The organism is Spongiactinospora sp. 9N601, from assembly GCF_044326295.1.
GTDB lineage: Bacteria > Actinomycetota > Actinomycetes > Streptosporangiales > Streptosporangiaceae > Spongiactinospora > Spongiactinospora gelatinilytica.
Genome location: NZ_JBIRBB010000006.1, coordinates 370,009 through 386,870 on the forward strand (window position 1 = coordinate 370,009; position 16,862 = coordinate 386,870).

A 16,862-nucleotide genomic window follows, 5' to 3' on the forward strand; every position below is an offset into this window, starting at 1 on the left:
GGGGCTAGCGTTGCGGGGTGAGGTTGCTCGGTCATCCGGTGGTGCGGGTGGTGTGGCGTGCGCTGCTCGTGGCCTATCTGGTCGTGGGTGCGGTGCTCGCGGTGGTGGAGGTCTGGCCGCGGGATGGGTGGCCGGCCGGTGCGGGCATCGCCGTGGTCGGCGTGGTCGCGGCGGCGGGGTGTGCGTTGCCGTTGCTCGGCCGGGGGCCGGCTGCGTTGTTGGTGGTGGCGCTGGCTGGGGGGCTGGTGCTGCATGGGGTGGCGATGTACAGCGGCCTGCCGATGATCTTCGTTTCGGTGTGCATGGCGCCGTGCCGGCTGCCGTTGCGGTGGGGGCTGGCCTTCGTGTCGGCGGCGACCGGCGCGACGGCGGGGGTGTCGGCGGCGATGGGGGTGACGCTCTGGGCGATCTTCGGTATCTCGCTGGGGCTGGGCTATTGCGTGATCGTGGCGTTCTTGGTGCGGCAGCTCGCGTTGATGCGGGAGCTGGCGGAGTCGCGGGCGCGGGAGGCCGGGCAGGCCGAGCGGGCCCATCTGGCCAGGGAGATCCATGACATTCTGGCGCACGCGCAGTCGGCGCAGATCGTTCATCTGGAGGGGGCGCGGCTGCTGCTTTCGCGTGGTGAGGACGTGCGGGCGGCGCTGGGGCGGGTGGATGTGGCGTTGAAGCTGGCGCGTGAGGGGCTGGAGGAGACCAAGCGGGCGGTCGACACGTTGCGTGGGGAGGATCTTCGGCTGGCGGAGCGGCTGGAGCGGCTGGCGGTGGAGCATCGTTCGGCGGGCGGGGCCGGGTGCGCGGTGCGGGTGAGCGGTGATCTGGAGGGGTTGTCGGCGGGTGCGCGGCTGGCGGTGGCGCGTACCGCGCAGGAGGCGCTGACCAACGTGCGCAAGCATGCGCCTGGGGCGGCTGCGGAGGTGTCGCTGCGGCGCGTGGCGGACTGGTGTGAGCTGGAGGTCCGCGACCATGGCGGGCGGGCGCGCGGCGATCGGCGGCCGGGTGGTGGCCATGGGCTGGTGGGGATGCGCGAGCGGGCGGAGTTGCTGGGCGGTTCGCTGGTCACCGGGCCGGGGGAGGGCGGGTTTCGGGTGCTGTTGCGCGTCCCGGCCGCCGAGCGGGCCGGGGCGGTGCGGTGAACGTGCGCGTGGTGGTCGCCGATGACCAGACGGTGGTCCGGGAGGGGCTGGTGCTGCTGCTCGGGTTGTTGCCGGGGGTGGAGGTGGCGGGCGCGGCGGGTGACGGGGAGGAGGCGTTGCGGCTGGTGGCGGAGCATGGTCCCGATGTGGTGCTGATGGATCTGCGGATGCCGCGGATGGACGGTGTGACGGCGACGCGCCGCATCCGTGCGGAGCATCCCGGTGTGGAGGTCGTGGTGTTGACGACCTATGCCGATGATGAGTCGGTGTTCGCGGCGTTGCGGGCGGGGGCGCGTGGTTACCTGACGAAGGACACCGACGCGGAGTCGCTGGCGCGTGCCATCACGGCGGTGTCGGCGGGGCAGGCGCATTTCGATCCGCAGGTGCAGCGCCGGCTGGCCGAGGCGGTCACGCGGCGCGCCCCGCGTCCGCGGGATCTGCCGGACGGGCTGACTCCGCGGGAGGCGGAGGTGCTGCGGCTGATCGCGGCGGGGCGGTCCAACGCGGAGATCGCGGGGGAGCTGGTGATCTCCGCGGCGACGGTGAAGTCGCACATCAACAACCTGTTCGCCAAGGCGGGCCTGCGTGATCGCGCCCAGGCGGTCACCTACGCCTTCCGCCATGGCCTCACCGACGAGCCGTGACCGTCCGGCCCTGTTCCGGATGACCTGGTGTGGGCGTCCGTTTCTCTGACCTGGGGGTTTTCGGGGCGGGTGGGGGGATGTGCGGGGTGTTGTGGGGGTTCGGCGAGGATGGGGGGAGTTGTTCGGTGGCAGGGCGGGCCTGCCACGGGGGTATGGCGCTGGAGGGTGAAGCATGGATGTGAACGCCTCGCGGGAGCTGGCCGAGATCGCGGCGTTGGCCGCCAGGTCGGTGGGCGGGTTGTTGCGGGAGGCGTTCCGCTCCCGGCCGCAGGTGCGGACGAAGCGTGACTTTCATGATCCGGTGACCGAGCATGACCGGGCGGCGGAGGAGGTCATCCGTGAGGTGATCGCCCGTGAGTGCCCGGGCAGTGTGATCGTCGGGGAGGAGGGCGGCACGTCGCCGGCAGGTGCGGGCGCGCCCGGTGGTGCCGGTGATGGGGTGCGGTGGTTCGTGGACCCGATCGACGGGACGGCGAACTTCGCGGCGGGGGTGCCGTTCTTCTGCGTGTCGGTGGCCGCGGCGGTCGATGGTGAGGTGGTGGCCGGTGTGGTGTACGACCCGGTGCGTGAGGAGGTGTTCACCGCGAGCCTGGCGGGGACGTTCCTGGCGGGGCGGCGGCTGGCCAGTGCGGGGGCGGTGCGCGACCGGGAGGCGATGTTGCTGACCAGCTACCCCAGTCCGCGGGATCTGGAGGCGGAGGGGCCGAGGCGCTGGATCGGTTCGGGCGGATGGTGACCTCGTTCGCGGCGGTGCGCCGGCCGGGCAGTGCGGCGCTGAAGCTGGCGCATGTGGCGGCGGGGTGGTCGGATGCGGCGTTCGGGTTGCGGGCCAGTCCGTGGGATGTGGCGGCGGGGTCGCTGCTGGTGCGGCAGGCGGGTGGGGTTTACATCGCGCTGGACGGGTCGGTGCTGGAGGTCGGCGGGTATCTGGCTCATGTCGGCGGGTTCGATCTGGCCGGGTCGGTGCTGGGCGAGGTGGTGGCGCGTGCCCGGTGAGCCGGGGACCGGCGCCGTGGGCCGGTAGCCTGGGCCGGTGGCCGAGCCGTACCTGACCGTCGGGGAGACGGTCGAGCGTGAGATCGAGGTGCGCAGGTCCCGGTTCATCTGCGCGGTGGCGCGGGTGGGCGCGGAGGAGGAGGCGCGGGCGTTCGCGGCCGGGCGCCGGCGGGCGCATCCCGGGGCCGCTCATACGTGTACGGCGTTCGCGATCGGCGGGGATCGTTCCCCGGCGCGGGGCGATGATGACGGTGAGCCGGGCGGTACGGCGGGTGCGCCGATGCTGGACACGCTGCTGCGGCGGGGGTTCAGTGACACCGTGGCGGTGGTGACCCGCTATTTCGGTGGCGTCCTTTTGGGGGCGGGTGGCCTGGTGCGGGCGTACGGCAGGGCGGTCGGTCAGACCTTGGACGTGGTGGCGCCGGTGCGGATGGTCCCGGCGGTGGTGATGGCGGTGCGGATCGGTCACGCTCATGCGGGCCGTCTGGAAAGCGATCTGCGGGCTTCGCCGTATGAGGTCAGGGCCGTCGGTTACGGCGAGGACGTGGTGATCGAGACGGCTGTGGAGGGCGCGGGGCTGGCCGGGTTCGAGGAGTGGGTGGCCACGGCCAGCGCGGGCCGGGCGCGGGTGAGCCGGGGCCGGGTGGTGTTCACCCCGTCGGATGGGTGAGCCGCGCTCAGCGCAGGCCAGGTCAGGGCGGGGCGGGTGGCGAAAAAGGATGTCCGGAATCTGTGTGGGCGTTGTTACGATCACCCGCATGCGGGTGAGTGAGCAGATCACGGCCGTGCTCGGCCCGGACCCTGTGTGGTCGGATGAGCATGAGGGGATGAGCGGCCAGGTGATGCGGGTGACGGGCGCGGCGGGGGCGTTCTACGTCAAGCAGGGCCCGATCGCCGTCGCCGAGCATGAGCGGCTGCGCTGGCTCAAGCGGTGGGCGGCCGTGCCCGACATCGCCGCCTTCGACGGGCAGAGCCTGGTGCTGGCCGATGTGGGCGCGCCCAGCCTGGAAAGTGCCGCGCCGCCGGAGATCGGCACGGTGATGGGGCGGGTTCTGCGGGGCCTGCACGCCATCGAGGTCGGGGAGTGTCCGTTCGACGAACGGCTCGACGTCCGTCTGGCCCGGGCGGGCACGCGGGTGCGCGGCGGGCTGGTCGATGCCGATGACTTCGACGAAGATCATGCCGGTCTTTCGCCGCAGGAGATCCTTGATCGGCTGATCGCCGAGCGCCCCGCCGAGGAGGATCTGGTCGTCGCGCACGGTGACTACACGCCGGGCAATGTGCTGGTGCCGCACGTGGGCGATCCGGTGCTGATCGATGTCGGGGGGCTCGGGGTGGCCGACCGTTACCTTGATCTGGCCATCGCGGAGCGGGATCTGCGCGCCGATTTCGGCCCGCGGGCCGTCGATGATTTTCTCGCGGCCTATGGGCTGGATGTCCTGGATGAGGGGAAGCTGGGTTACTTCCGGCTGCTGGATGAGATGTTCTGAAGGGCCGGGTGGCCGGGTTGATCGCTGATCTTTGACAGAGCACCTGCGGGGGCCGGTCGTGGGGTTTCGGCTCTCGAAGTGACCAGTGAGGCGGTCGTGGGCGCCCTCCATCGCCGGGAACTACCGGGCCGGCCGGCCGCCGGGGGATGCGGCGGTCGTCGCGGCCGGGGCGTGTGGCGGCGGCCGGGGTGCGGGTGGTGGACCTGACCGGGCGGTATCTGATCCCCCTCCGTTGGGACGTGCACCCTCACAGCGCCGTTTTGGAGCGGACCGTGGCGGGCTTCGGGTGCGGTGAGCGCCGTGTCACCGGCTCACCCTCGCCCTTCGCCGGCGCCGGAGTCGTCGCGCCCGGCGTGGACCAGCTCGATGAAGGCCGTGGCCGCAGGGGAGGGCCGGTCGTCCCAGATCAGGTGCTCGACGCGGGTGGGGGCGTCGCGGAGGCGGATGACGCGCAGGTCGGGTGAGCGCGGCGCGTACGCGGCCGGCAGCATGCCCACGCCCAGGCCCTGCCGTACCAGATCGACCATGAAGTCGGCGGAGGACACCTCGAAGGGCACCTCGCGCCGTACTCCCGCGGCTGCGAACGCCTCATCGGACTGCGCCCGCCCGGCCGCGCCGACGCGGAAGTCGATGAACGGCTCATCGGCCAGGCTTTGCAGGTCGGTCTCGCGCTCTGTCCGGTGGTGGTCCGGGGCGACCACGGCGACGAGTTCGCCTCCGGCGAGGCGGCGGCTTTGGACGCCTTTGGGCTCCATGCGGGGCGGCAGGCCGAGGAACGCCACATCGATCTCGCCGCGCCGGACCCGCTCGATCAGGATCTCGCTGCCCGCGGAGGTGAGCGTGATGTGCACCCGCGGGTGGCGGTGGCGGTAGTCACGCAGGGCGACCGGCAGGTCGATGGCGGTCACGGTGGGGATGGCGCCGACGGCCAGGCGCCCGACGATCTGCCCGCCGGTGGCCGCGACCTCGGCTCGCGCGCGATCGGCGGCCTCCAGGCACTCCCGGGCCGCGGGCAGGAACGCCTCCCCGGCGGGGGTGAGCCGTACGCGGCGGCTGGTGCGCTCGAACAGCCGCGCGCCGAGTTCGCGTTCCAGGGCGGCGATCTGGTGGCTGAGCGCCGACTGCACCACCCGGCAGCGTTCGGCCGCACGGGTGAAGTTGAGGGTCTGCGCGACCGCGATGACGTACCTCAGTTGCTGCAGTTCCATCCATTCATTATCTATCACGATCGATCACGATGAAAAGGATGTGTTGGACTCATTGATCGGTGGTCGCGCACTCTTGACGACGTGACCGGAACATTGAGGCGCGCGCCCTTCATCCCCGCCGCACCCGCAGGGGTGCCTCGCGGGCTGTTGTTGTTGATGTCGGTGGCCACCGGGCTGTCGGTCGCGGGCAACTATTTCGCCCAGCCGTTGCTCGATATGATCGGGCGGGATCTGGGGCTGGGCGCCGGGACGGCCATGCTGGTGGTGACCGCCGCGCAGGGCGGGTACGCGCTGGGGCTGATCTTGCTGGTGCCGCTGGGCGACCTGGTGGAACGCCGCCGCCTGGCGGTGGTGCTGCTGGCCGCCACGGCGGTGTTCCTGCTGGTGTCGGCGCTCGCGCCGAGCGGCCCGGTGCTGGCGGCCGGTACCGCGCTGACGGCGCTGACGTCGGTGGCCGCGCAGGTGGTGGTGCCGTACGCGGCCACGCTCGCCGCACCCGGGCAGCGCGGGCGGGTCGTGGGCATGGTCATGGCGGGCCTGTTGCTCGGCGCGGGGCGGTTTTCCTCGCGCGCGGCCCGGCAGGTAGCCGGCGGCGGGCCTGCCGTCAGGCGAGGCGGACGGGCAGACTGTGCAGGCCGTGGATCAGGGTGCTGTCGCGCCATTGCAGGGTGGCCGGGTCGGCGTTCAGGGTCATCGCCGGGAACCGGTCGAGCAGCCGCCCGAGCGCGATCTCGGCCTCCAGCCGGGCCAGCGGGGCCCCGAGGCAGTGGTGGATGCCGTGCCCGAAGGCGAGGTGACCGGCGGCGGGCCGGGTGAGGTCCAGCAGGTCCGGGTCGGGGAAGCGGTCGGCGTCGCGGTTGGCCGCCAGGAGGGAGATCATGACGAACTCTCCGGCGGGGATCTCGACATCGCCGACGGGCACCGGGGCGGTGGTGAACCGTACGGTGGCGATGTTGATCGGGCCGTCGTAGCGCAGGAACTCCTCCACCGCGCCGGGCAGCAGCGACGGGTCGGCGCGCAGCGCCGCCATCTGCCCGGGGTCGCTCAGCAGCGCGAGCACGCTGTTGCCGATCAGGTTGACCGTCGTCTCGTGGCCGGCCACCAGCAGCAGGAAGGCCATGGACACCAGTTCGGCGTGGGAGAGGCGATCGCCGGCCTCCGAGACGCGGGTCAGGTCCGACAGCAGGTCATCTCCGTGCGTGGCGCGTTTGGCGGCGACGAGCGTGCTGAAATAGGCGGTCAGTTCCTCTTGCGCGCGGCTGAGCTGCCCGGGGTCGGTGGCGCCGACGAACGGTTTGCTCCACTCGCGGAACCTGCCGCGGTCGCCGTCGGGTACGCCGAGCACCTCGCAGATGACGGTGATCGGTAACGGGAACGCGTAGACCTCGATCAGGTCGGCCGTGCCGCGTGGGGGCATGGCGTCGAGCAGGTCGGCGGCGATCTGCTCGATTCTGGGGCGCAGCCGGGCCACCGCCCCGGCGGTGAACACCTTGTTGACGAGTCTGCGCAGCCGGGTGTGGTCGGGCGGGTCGGAGTTGAGCATGTGCGCCGACAGCGCCGAGGCGTAGGCGCCGGCCGCGCCGGGTGGGAAGAGTTCCAAGGCGCGGGCGCTGTCCTTGCTCAGGCGGGGGTCGCCGAGCAGTCGTTTCGCCTCGGCGTGCCCGGTGACCAGCCAGCCCTTGAGCCGCGAGTGGAACATCGCCGGCCGTACCGGTCCTTGTGTGCGAAGGGCCTGGTAGAGGGCGTGCGGGTCGCGCATGTGGCCGCGGTGCACTCTGATCGGTTCGCCTGTCACGGTGGTTCACCGTAGTGCAGGAGGCGGGCCGCCGCGCGGCGGCTCACCGGCGCCTACAGTGGGCCGTGGTCGGTCAGCAGGGTGAATCCCGGCCGGTCGACGGGGGCGGCGGTGGCGGTGAGGATGACGGCGCCGGCGGCGGCGTCGCGATCGAGGCCGGCCCAGGACCGAAAGCCGCCGGTGCCGCCGTTGTGCCAGGTGATCGGCCGCCCGTTGAAGGTGAGGGTGAGCCAGCCGGCGCCGATGCCGACCTTCTTGCCGAACCGGGCGACCGGGTCCAGGGCGCTCATCCCGGGGGCGGAGCCGTCCAGCAGCGCGGCCAGCAGGCGGGCCATGTCTGCGATGGAGGCCCGGATGCCGCCGGCCGGTCCCAGGGCCTCCCCGGCCCATGGTTGCCGTGGCCTGCCGCGGCGGGTTGTTCCGGTGAGCGCGTCCGGTCCGAGGTGGCCGGGCGCGGTAGGCAGGTAGAAGCGTTCGAGCCCGAGCGGGCGGGCGATGCGGCGGGCGAGGAGTTCGGCGTAGGGCAGGCCGGTCGCGGCGGCGATGGCGTGGCCGAGCAGTTCGAAGCCGAAGTTGGAGTAGCGCACCCGGGGACTGCCGACCGCCGTGCCGCGGGCCTGGGTCAGCAGTTGCGGCAGGTCGTCGTGGTAGGGGTTGGTGCCGTGCCGCCACAGGGCGATGGCGCGCCGTAGCGGGTGCGCCGATCTGGGCAGGCGGGGCAGCCCTGAGCGGTGTGTGCTGAGCGCGGCCAGGGTCACTTTTGCGGCGGGGACGTCGCCGAGCGGCAGTAGCTCGCCCAGGGTGGTGTCGCGGTTGATCTCGCCGCGTTCCAGGGCGTCGGCGTACAGCAGGCCGGTGACGGCCTTGGAGATCGAGCCGATCTCGTAGTCCGCCTCCAGGGGGGCGCCGCGCGCGGCCAGGGTCGTGCCGCCGGGGGTGATGAGTGCGGCGGCGGCGACAGGGTGACGTGGACCGAGCGCTTGTTCGATTCGTGTGGCGAGCCGGGCGTCGCCGTGTACCGCCGTCACGCCGCGGGGGCCTGGAGGGCGGCGGGCTGGTGGACGTTCATGCGGTGAACCTACCTCGGTGGTGCGCCCTGTGGTCCTCCCCGGCCGCCGGGGGCGGCGATTGCCCGCAGGCACCACAGGCGCTATGGTTCATTAGTGGAGTAATGAACCAATGAGGTAGGGGCGTGCCAGTGTTCGACGACCGGAGCCCGATCTACCGGCAGATCGCCGACAAGATCAAGACCGACGTCCTGAACGGGGTGCTGGCGGGCGATGAGCAGGTCATGTCGACCAATCAGTACGCCGCCTTCTACCGGATCAACCCGGCCACGGCCGCCAAGGCGTTCCAGCAGCTTGTGGATGAGGGCGTCCTGTACAAGAAGCGAGGTATCGGCATGTTCGTCAGTCCGGCCGCCCGTGACCTGCTGCGCGAGCAGCGGCGCAAGCGGTTCTTCACCGACGTCGTCGATCCGATGGTGGCCGAGGCGCACGCCATCGGCATCCCGGTGACGGAGATCATCGAGCGGATCGGCGGCCAGGCGCGCGAGGAGCGCGCATGAGCCTGGAGATCGAGGTCAGCGACCTGCGCCTGACCTACGGTGAGACGGTCGCCCTCGACGGGGTCGGCTTCACCCTCACCGGCGGCAAGATCTACGGACTGCTCGGCCGCAACGGCTCGGGCAAGACGAGCCTGCTGTCGGTGCTCGCGGCCTTTCGCAGGGCGACCGCGGGCTCGGTGCGCATCGGCGGGCGGCCGGTGTTCGAGAACGCCGCCGTCACCCGGCAGACGTGCCTGATCAGGGAGGCGGGGGAGGCGTCGGCGATCGGCACCGTCAACGACGCCCTGTACTTCGCCGAGGTGCTGCGCTCGACCTGGGACGCGGCCTACGCCGAGCGGCTGCTGGACACCTTCCAGATCCCCCGCCGCAAGAACGTCGCCGCGTTGTCGCTGGGCAAGCGCTCGGCGCTCGGGGTGGTGCTCGGGCTGGCCTCGCGCGCGCCGGTGACCATGTTCGACGAGTCCTACCTGGGGATGGACGCCCCCTCGCGGTACGCCTTCTATGAGGAACTGCTGGCCGACTTCATGGCCCACCCGCGCACGGTGATCATGTCCACGCACCTGATCGAGGAGGTGAGCTCGCTGTTCGAGGAGATTCTGATCATCGACCGGGGGCGGCTGGTGCTGCACGAGCAGAGCGAGGCGCTGCGCGGCCGCGGCGTCTCGGTGACCGGCCCCGAGGAGGAGGTCGGGCGTTTCGTCGCGGGACTGACGGTGCTGGGCGACAAGCGGCTGGGCCGCACCCGCTCGGCGATGGTGTACGGCGAACTCGGCGAGGAACGCCGCGGCAAGGCCCTGGCGGCCGGGCTGGAACTGGGGCCGATCGCCATCCAGGACCTGTTCGTCCACCTGACCGCCCGAAAGACGCCGGACGCCGGGCCGGGAGAGCGCTCATGAGCGGCCTTGCGGCGATCTTCCCCCGGCGGCTGCTGGCCGCCAACCTGTACTTCACGCTGATCGTCTATGCGATCTTCGTGGTGGTGGTGATGGGCGTGGCCGTGGCCATCGGCGTGCTCGGCGACCTGGAGAGCAGCGTGTGGGAGCGGGCCGTGCAGGCCGCCCGCTGGTACGTGCTGGTGATCGGCATCACCGTGGTGCGGCTCTACCTGCCGGTGTACGTCGCCCACGGGCGCACCCGGCGCGAGTTCGCCGGGCAGGCGGCGGTGTTCACGCTGCTGTTCGCGCCCGCGGTCTCGGCGCTGACCGCGCTGGGGTACCTGCTGGAGGGCCTGGTGTACCGGCTGGGCGGCTGGCCGCACCAGATCGCCGACCGGCACCTGTTCGGCGGGCCGGGGCAGGTTCCGCTGGTCTTGGCGGAGTACTGGGCGCAGTACCTGGTGTGGGTGAGCGCCGGGGTGCTGCTCGGCGCCGCCTTCTACCGGCTTTCCGTCGGCGGGGTGCTGCTGATCCCGGTGGCGGCCGTGCCGGTGATCTTGGTCCACTCGGCCACCGACCTGATCCAGGCGCTGCCGATCATCGGCCGGCTGCCGATGCCGGACCTGCCGGGTACGACGGGCATGGCGATCACCGCGGCCATCGGCGGCTGCGTCCTGGTGTTCGCGCTGACCTGGACCTTTATCCGCGACATGCCGATACGCAACCCTGGCTGAGCGGGCCGTGCCCGCCCGCCCCCGCCGCGCTGCGGCGGGGGCGGGCGACCGGCGTCCCGCCGCGTATGGGAGATTTGTGTGCCTGCGCCAGGGTCTTTGTTTGGGAATGCCGTGAGATGCCCGTGCAGACCGGGCACTTTGCCGCCGCGCCGTGCGTTGATCGGGAACTGAGGTTTTCCACACCCCCGTCCTGGGGTAGCCGCCACGGCGGCGGGGGGTGGGCCTCATTCTCCTGTCACGCCGAGATGAATAGCGTCTTGATTTATGAATGCCGTTGAGATGGATGGGATCGCCGGTTGGGCGATCGGTCTGATGGAACGCCTGGGGGAGCCGGGGGCGGGCATCGCCATCGCCCTGGAAAACCTGTTCCCGCCGCTGCCCAGCGAGGTGATCCTGCCATTGGCCGGCTTCGCCGCCAGCAGGGGCGACCTCAGCCTGATCGGGGCGGTGGTGTGGACGACGATCGGGTCGGTGGTGGGCGCGCTGGCGCTGTACGGCGTCGGTGCGCTGTTCGGCCGCGACCGGATCGTGGGGATCGCCGCCCGGCTGCCGCTGGTGAAGGTCGCCGACATCGAAAAGACCGAGGCGTGGTTCGCCCGCCACGGCACCAAGGCGGTGTTCTTCGGGCGGATGATCCCGATCTTCCGCAGCCTCATCTCGGTTCCGGCCGGGGTGGAGCGGATGAAGCTCACCACGTTCCTGGCGCTCACCGCGCTGGGCAGCCTGATCTGGAACACCGCGTTCGTGCTGGCCGGCTACGCCCTGGGCGAGAACTGGAGCATCATCGAGCGGTACATGGGTGTGGTGTCCAAGGGCGTCTTGGGCCTGTGCGCGCTGGCGGTGGTCTGGTTCGTGGTGGCCAGGATCATCCGCGGCAGGCGTGAGCGGCAGGGCGGCGGCGGGCGGCACCGGGAGCGAGACCGCGAAAGGGTCTGACGGGTGGCGAGCGTGGTGGGCGGCTGGCTGCGCACGCTGGCGGGGCTGGTCGTGGGCGGGGTGACCGCCTGGGTGGGGTTCGGCTTCCTGACGGGGGCCGGGCTCGCCCTGGCGGTGGTCTCGCCCTGGCCGCGGGGCCGCGCCGCCGTGCTGGCCCGCGTCCACGCCGGGGCGCGGCGGCTGGCCGAAACCGAGCGGCGGCGGGTGATGCGGTTCTTCGACGCCGACCTGGCCGGCGACTACTCCGGCGCGCGGGCACTGCGTTACCTGGGGGCCCGCGGCGTGCTGGGGATCTTGGGGCATGGCGTGCTGCTGTTGCTGGCGCTGGGGCTGACCTCGGTCATCACCATGCTGCTCGCCTGGGCGACGGGGTTTCCGTGGGCCCTGATCGAAGACGGGGGGAGGGTGACCTCGGCGACCATCTTGTTCGCCGCCGTACCGGGGGTGCTGTTGTTCTACCTCAACCTGACCGGTATCGCCGGCATCGCCGCCCTGGAGCGCCGGGTGGCCGCCCGCTACCTGGGGCCCTCCACCACCGAGCTGCTGCGCCAGCGCATCACCGAGCTGGCCACCAGCAGGGCGGGCATCGTGCAGGCGGTCGACCAGGAGCGCCGCCGCATCGAGCGCGACCTGCACGACGGCGTGCAGCAACGGCTGGTCGCGCTCGGCATGCTGCTGGGCCGGGCGCGCCGCCAGGGCGACAGCGAGCTGCTGACCCAGGCGCACGAGGAGTCCCAGGAGGCGCTGCGCGACCTGCGGGAGGTCGCCTGGCGGGTCTACCCGGCCGGGCTGGACGCGGTGGGGTTGCGCGACGCGCTGGCCGCCGTCGCCGAGCGCTCGGCCGTGCCGGTGTCCATCGACTACGCCCCGCCGGCCGCGCTGCCCGCGGCGGTGGAGACCGCGGTCTACTTCGTGGTGTGCGAGGCGGTGACCAACGCGGCCAAGCACGCGCGGGCCCGGCGCATCGCCGTGCGGGTCGCCGCCCGAGGGCCGGCCGTCGAGGTCACCGTCCACGACGACGGCGTGGGCGGGGCCGACCCCTACGGCGGCGGGCTTTCCGGCCTGTCGCGCCGGGTGGCCGCGCTGGACGGCACGTTCGCCGTGCGCAGCCCGCTCGGCGGCCCCACCGTGATCACCGCGGGGCTGCCATGCGAGTGATCCTGGCCGAAGATTCCACGCTGCTGCGCGAGGGGCTGGTGCGGCTGCTGGCCGAGGAGGGCCACGACGTCACGGCCGCCGTCGGCGACGCCGTGGCGCTGCTGGCCGCCGTCGAACGCGACCCCGCCGACATCGTGGTCGTCGATGTGCGGATGCCGCCCACCCACACCGACGAGGGCCTGCGCGCGGCCCTGGAGATCCGCCGCCGGTGGCCCAGGACGTCGGTGCTGGTGCTGTCGCAGTACGTCGAAAAGCGCTACGCCTCGGAGCTGCTGTCGGCCGAGGGCGGCGGCGTGGGTTACCTGCTGAAGGATCGGGTCATGCAGGTGGGGGAGTTCTTGTCGGCGCTGGAACGCGTCGCCGGCGGCGGGGCGGCCTTCGACCCTGAGGTGGTCCGCCAGCTACTGGCCCGCACCACCCGTACCGACCCGCTGGCCAGGCTGACCGCCCGCGAACGCGAGGTGCTGTCCCTGATGGCCGAAGGCTACGCCAACCCCGCCGTCGCCGAACGGCTGCACGTCTCACAGAGCGCGGTGGAGAAACACGTCAACGCCATCTTCGACAAACTGGACATCCACCCCTCAAGCGGCTTCAACCGCCGCGTCCTCGCCGTCCTGCGCTTCCTCGAATCCTGACCTTGACCTCGACGCAGTTCTCCGGGCACCCCGGGGCCTCTGGCGCGGCGATCACCGTCCGCTGACCCGCGGGTCATGCCGCTCTCCGCCTCGGCGGCGGCCCGAGCCTGCGGTGGCCTTGACCTTCTGTCCCGTTCCTGGCTTCGACTTCGGCTTCGACGGAGTTTCTTAGGCATCGCTGGGGCCTTTGTCGCGGTCCACCGTCCGTCGGCCCGCAGGTCATGCTGCTCTGCGACCTCGGCGGTGCCGACCTCCCGTCCCCGCCGGGTGGAGCAGGTCGCGAGCCCCGTGCGGTGGGATCACCGGCGTGATCGAGATGGGCGTCACGCGGGTGATCGAGCGGCCTCCCGGCAGCACGCGGACCGGCGGAGCCGCTACCCGGTAGCGCTTCGCCGGCCATCGTCGCATGGGGTGATTCAGCGGCCGGCCGGGGAGGGTGGGCGGCGGAGGTGCCAGATGATCACGGCGGGGGTGTCGTGGTAAGCGGCGATGGCCGCCTCGGGGCAGCGTTGCCGGGCGAGGGGGCCGCCGTGGCCGCCCGGGGCATCGCCCCAGCGGGGTTCGTGGCAGGCCACGATCTGAAGTCCGGCCTCGTGGACGGCGGCGATGTAGTCGGCGGCCAGGAAACGCCCGGCCGGCATCGCCCGAAGTCCGCCGTCCGGCCCGCCGACCTTGGCCACGCCGCCCAGGTACAGCGACAGCACATGAACGTCCGACAGCACGATGTGCCCACCGGGCCGGGTGACCCGGGCGAGCTCGCGTAGTGCCGGGCCGAGAGCCGGCTGGTGGGTCAGCGCCAGCGCGCACACCACCACGTCGAAGCCCGCCGACTCGGCCGGCAGGGCATGCAGGTCGGCCTGGTGAAAGACGACGTCCGGCAGCTTGGCCCGGGCCAGGGCGAGCATTTCCGCCGAGGAGTCCACGCCGACGACCTCATGCCCCAGCCCGGCCAGGAACGCGGTGTGCCTGCCGGTGCCGCACGCCACGTCCAGGGCGCGCCCCGCCGCCGGCAGCGTGGCGAGGATGCGCCGCACCAGCGGTTCCTCCACCGCGATGAGCGGGTTGTCCTCGGCGTCGTACCGCTCGGCCCACTGGGCGTACCCCTCCGTGGTCGTGGCGTGGCCGACGACGGTCCCCGCGTCCAGCGCCAGGTCAGGGTCGGCGAGCAGATCGCGGATCTCGGCGATCCGCCGCGTCACGAACTCCTCGTCACCGAGGTCACCGGCCTGTGCCCGCAGCAGTGCCACGCCTTCGAGCGCCAGCAGCCAGGCCAGCGGATGCGCATAGGTGGGCATGCCGGGCATGCTAGCCCGCGACGGGCGCTGATGGCGGGCTCATGGGCCGGGGTTGCTCCCGAGGGGTCAGCGGCCCTCCAGGGCGTCCTGCATGACGCGTAGTTTGCTCTGGGCCTCGGCGAGTTCGGCCGCGGGGTCGGAGTCGGCCATGATGCCGCACCCGGCGAACAGCCGCACATGGGAGCCCTCGATCGAGCCGCAGCGCAGCGCGATGCCCCATTCGCCGTCGCCGCGGGCGTCGATCCAGCCGACCGGGCCGGAGTAGCGGCCGCGGTCCATGCCCTCAAGGCGGCCGATCAGCTCCACGGCGCGGCCGGTGGGGGTGCCGCCCACGGCGGCCGTGGGGTGCATGGCGGCCACCACGTCGAGCACCGAGGCGCCCTCGGACAGCCGGCCGCTGACCGGGCTGGCCAGGTGCTGGACGTTGGAGAGCTTGAGCAGTTCCGGCGCGGCGGGCACGGTCAGGTCCTTGCACAGGGGCGCCAGCGCGTCGCGTACCGAATCGACCGCGCAGGCGTGTTCATGGCGGTCCTTGCCGGAGGACAGCAGGGCCGTGCCCCGGGCGGCGTCCTCCGCCAGGGTGGCGGCGCGGGCCGTGGTACCGGCCAGTACCAGCGACTCGACGGCCTCCCCCGTGCGGCGGACCAGCAGCTCGGGCGTGGCCCCGACCAGTCCGGCGCAGGAGAAGGTGTAGCAGGCCGGATAGCGGCGGGTCAGCCGGGACAGCAGCGCGCGAAGGTCGATCGGGCGTTCGGCGACGGCGTCGAGGTCACGGGCGAGTACGACCTTCTTCAGGTCGCCCCGCCGGATGCGTTCGACCGCCAGGGAGACGGCGTGCTGCCACTGGGGCGCGCTCAGGCTGCCGTCGCCGTAGCGGACCGGGCCCGTGGGGGCCGGGGCCGGCTGCGGCGCGGCGGGCGCGAGTGTCGCGGGCACCCGGCCGATGGTGGTGAGCCAGGCCCGCCCGCCGCGGCGGGCCAGTACCGCCGCCGGTACGGCCAGCACCGAGCCGGGCGATGCCGGGTCGAAGGTGAAGGACCCGAAGGCGACGGGCCCCGAGCCGGGCACCCGCACCTGGTCATCGATGTCGGCCTCGCCCAGGGTCTGGGCCAGCCAGTCGCGGGCCCAGGCGAACCGGCCTGGACCGGGCGGAACGGTGACGCGGGCGGCCTCGCCCCACGCGACCATGCCCTCGCCGTGCCGGACCCAGGCGTAGGAGGCCGGGCCTCGCAGATGAGCCAGCAGGTCGCCCGGATCGGCGACGGCGACGGTGCGAACCATTAAAGGACGGGTCAACCCGAGCGCGACACTCACTCCACCCACTTTAGGCGGGAACTTGAACGTGTTCGACGGCACCCCTGTTTCCCGTGGACCGCGGGCGTGTCCACGCAGCGTCGCGCGGAGACGCCGGCGAGTGCCGGAAACTCACCTGTTACGCTACGTGACTGATCCGCTTCGCAGTGGTACACCCGAGTGGGGAAAATGCGATCGTAGTGCGGAGGTGTCATGGTGCGCATGCCGGTGGCCGTGCTGGCCGGTGCGGTCCTGCTCTGCCCGGCCATCGGGTTCGGTGGCACGGCGCGGGCCGAGGCCGGGCGGCCCGGTGTGTGGCGGCCGGGTTCGGTCGTCGCGCTCGGCGATTCCATCAGCGCCGGCTTCAACGCCTGCGGATGGTTCACCTCGTGCGTGTCACGGTCCTGGTCGGCCGGCGACCACGCCGCGGTGGACAGCCACTATCTGCGGCTGCGCCGCGACCATGCGGGCATCGCCGGGCACAATGTCAATCTGGCGGTGCCGGGCACGGTCAGCGCCGAACTGGCCGCACAGGCCCGCCAGGCCGTCCGGCGCGGCGCCGACTATGTGACGATCCTGGTCGGCGCGCAGGACGCGTGTGTGCGGACCGAGCGGCAGATGACCCCGGTGGCCGACTTCGCCGCCAACATCGAGACCGCCCTCGGCGTGCTGCGCGACGGGCTGCCGCAGGCGCGGGTGTTCATCGCCAGCATCCCCGACGTGCAGCGGCTGTGGCGGGTCGGCAAGGACAACGCGTTCGCCCGCACGTTCTGGTCGGTGGGCAGGCTGTGCCAGTCGATGCTGGCCCGGCCCACCTCCATGGCCAAGGCCGACCGCGAACGCCGAGACCGCGTCCGCGCCCGCGTGATGGCCTTCAACGAGACCCTGGCCCGCGCCTGCGACGCCTACGGCCCGGCCTGCCGCCACGACGGGGGAGCGGTCTTTTCTTATCCCTTCACGCTTTCCCATGTCAGCAAATGGGACTACTTTCACCCCAATACCGAGGGCCAGCGAATAATCGCCGAGCGCACCGCCTCTGTACTGCGTGGATGGGACCTGCCGGCCCCGCTGCCCGCCGAGCGAGCACGTTGATCACAGGCCCG

At 72.3% G+C, this 16,862-nt stretch carries 18 protein-coding genes and 1 pseudogene; 14 read left to right on the forward strand and 5 right to left on the reverse strand.

The features are described 5' to 3' along the window. Positions 1–17 precede the first annotated feature (17 nt). The 6 genes from ACH34R_RS16680 (at position 18) to ACH34R_RS16705 (ending at position 4,263) form a co-directional block, all read left to right on the forward strand. On the forward strand, positions 18–1,133 hold the full coding sequence (locus tag ACH34R_RS16680; RefSeq protein WP_397562325.1) for a sensor histidine kinase: 1,116 nt from the start codon (positions 18–20) through the stop codon (positions 1,131–1,133). Next, on the forward strand, positions 1,130–1,777 hold the full coding sequence (locus ACH34R_RS16685) for a response regulator (RefSeq protein ID WP_397562326.1): 648 nt from the start codon (positions 1,130–1,132) through the stop codon (positions 1,775–1,777). Before ACH34R_RS16680 ends, ACH34R_RS16685 begins: the two co-directional genes overlap by 4 nt. Positions 1,778–1,949: 172 nt before the next feature. Continuing rightward, positions 1,950–2,513, forward strand: coding sequence for an inositol monophosphatase family protein (locus ACH34R_RS16690; protein ID WP_397562327.1), 564 nt, complete (start codon positions 1,950–1,952; stop codon positions 2,511–2,513). Next, positions 2,507–2,773 carry an inositol monophosphatase family protein gene (locus ACH34R_RS16695; RefSeq protein ID WP_397562328.1) on the forward strand — a complete coding sequence of 89 codons (267 nt, stop codon included), beginning with the start codon at positions 2,507–2,509 and terminating at the stop codon, positions 2,771–2,773. The genes ACH34R_RS16690 and ACH34R_RS16695 overlap by 7 nt, the downstream gene beginning before the upstream one ends. 37 nt (positions 2,774–2,810) lie before the next feature. Further along, positions 2,811–3,443, forward strand: a complete 633-nt coding sequence (locus ACH34R_RS16700; protein WP_397562329.1) for an IMPACT family protein — start codon at positions 2,811–2,813, stop codon at positions 3,441–3,443. A 115-nt stretch (positions 3,444–3,558) separates the two neighbouring features. Beyond that, positions 3,559–4,263, forward strand: coding sequence for an aminoglycoside 3'-phosphotransferase (locus tag ACH34R_RS16705; protein WP_397562330.1), 705 nt, complete (start codon positions 3,559–3,561; stop codon positions 4,261–4,263). 311 nt (positions 4,264–4,574) lie between these two features. Here the strand turns inward: ACH34R_RS16705 and ACH34R_RS16710 are convergent, their stop codons facing one another. Then, on the reverse strand, positions 4,575–5,471 hold the full coding sequence (locus ACH34R_RS16710) for a LysR family transcriptional regulator (protein ID WP_397562331.1): 897 nt from the start codon (positions 5,469–5,471) through the stop codon (positions 4,575–4,577). A gap of 216 nt (positions 5,472–5,687) precedes the next feature. On the opposite strand from ACH34R_RS16710, the pseudogene ACH34R_RS16715 reads away from it, so the two are divergent. After that, positions 5,688–5,963 (forward strand): annotated as a pseudogene (locus tag ACH34R_RS16715) (MFS transporter); the annotation flags it as partial. A gap of 112 nt (positions 5,964–6,075) precedes the next feature. Here the strand turns inward: ACH34R_RS16715 and ACH34R_RS16720 are convergent. Beyond that, positions 6,076–7,266, reverse strand: coding sequence for a cytochrome P450 (locus tag ACH34R_RS16720; protein WP_397562332.1), 1,191 nt, complete (start codon positions 7,264–7,266; stop codon positions 6,076–6,078). Positions 7,267–7,319: 53 nt separating this feature from the next. Continuing rightward, the gene (locus ACH34R_RS16725; protein ID WP_397562333.1) at positions 7,320–8,294 is read right to left on the reverse strand and encodes a serine hydrolase domain-containing protein; all 975 of its coding nucleotides are present in this window, start codon (positions 8,292–8,294) and stop codon (positions 7,320–7,322) included. A 164-nt stretch (positions 8,295–8,458) separates the two neighbouring features. Here ACH34R_RS16725 and ACH34R_RS16730 point away from each other — a divergent pair, with 164 nt between their 5' ends. The 6 genes from ACH34R_RS16730 (at position 8,459) to ACH34R_RS16755 (ending at position 13,171) form a co-directional block, all read left to right on the forward strand. Further along, a complete protein-coding gene (locus tag ACH34R_RS16730; protein WP_397562334.1) occupies positions 8,459–8,833 on the forward strand; it encodes a GntR family transcriptional regulator in 375 nt (124 codons plus the stop codon). Next, entirely contained in the window at positions 8,830–9,729 is a 900-nt protein-coding gene (locus ACH34R_RS16735) for an ATP-binding cassette domain-containing protein (RefSeq protein ID WP_397562335.1), read from the forward strand. The genes ACH34R_RS16730 and ACH34R_RS16735 overlap by 4 nt, the downstream gene beginning before the upstream one ends. Further along, positions 9,726–10,442: a hypothetical protein gene (locus ACH34R_RS16740; protein WP_397562336.1), complete on the forward strand. Its 717-nt coding sequence runs from the start codon at positions 9,726–9,728 to the stop codon at positions 10,440–10,442. The genes ACH34R_RS16735 and ACH34R_RS16740 overlap by 4 nt, the downstream gene beginning before the upstream one ends. A 264-nt stretch (positions 10,443–10,706) precedes the next feature. Then, positions 10,707–11,378, forward strand: a complete 672-nt coding sequence (locus ACH34R_RS16745) for a DedA family protein (RefSeq protein WP_397562337.1) — start codon at positions 10,707–10,709, stop codon at positions 11,376–11,378. 3 nt (positions 11,379–11,381) lie between these two features. Continuing rightward, positions 11,382–12,536 (forward strand): sensor histidine kinase, encoded by a 1,155-nt coding sequence (locus ACH34R_RS16750; protein WP_397562338.1) that lies wholly within the window; start codon positions 11,382–11,384, stop codon positions 12,534–12,536. Further along, positions 12,527–13,171 (forward strand): response regulator, encoded by a 645-nt coding sequence (locus ACH34R_RS16755; RefSeq protein ID WP_397562339.1) that lies wholly within the window; start codon positions 12,527–12,529, stop codon positions 13,169–13,171. Before ACH34R_RS16750 ends, ACH34R_RS16755 begins: the two co-directional genes overlap by 10 nt. A 416-nt stretch (positions 13,172–13,587) precedes the next feature. Here ACH34R_RS16755 and ACH34R_RS16760 read toward each other — a convergent pair whose 3' ends face one another. Together ACH34R_RS16760 and ACH34R_RS16765 are read right to left on the reverse strand one after the other, a co-directional pair. Then, positions 13,588–14,466 (reverse strand): class I SAM-dependent DNA methyltransferase, encoded by an 879-nt coding sequence (locus ACH34R_RS16760; protein ID WP_397562340.1) that lies wholly within the window; start codon positions 14,464–14,466, stop codon positions 13,588–13,590. Between the two features lie 66 nt (positions 14,467–14,532). Then, positions 14,533–15,747 (reverse strand): isochorismate synthase MenF, encoded by a 1,215-nt coding sequence (locus tag ACH34R_RS16765; RefSeq protein ID WP_397562341.1) that lies wholly within the window; start codon positions 15,745–15,747, stop codon positions 14,533–14,535. Between the two features lie 225 nt (positions 15,748–15,972). Between ACH34R_RS16765 and ACH34R_RS16770 the strand changes: the two genes are divergently transcribed. Continuing rightward, positions 15,973–16,851 carry an SGNH/GDSL hydrolase family protein gene (locus ACH34R_RS16770; protein ID WP_397562342.1) on the forward strand — a complete coding sequence of 293 codons (879 nt, stop codon included), beginning with the start codon at positions 15,973–15,975 and terminating at the stop codon, positions 16,849–16,851. Positions 16,852–16,862 lie beyond the last annotated feature (11 nt).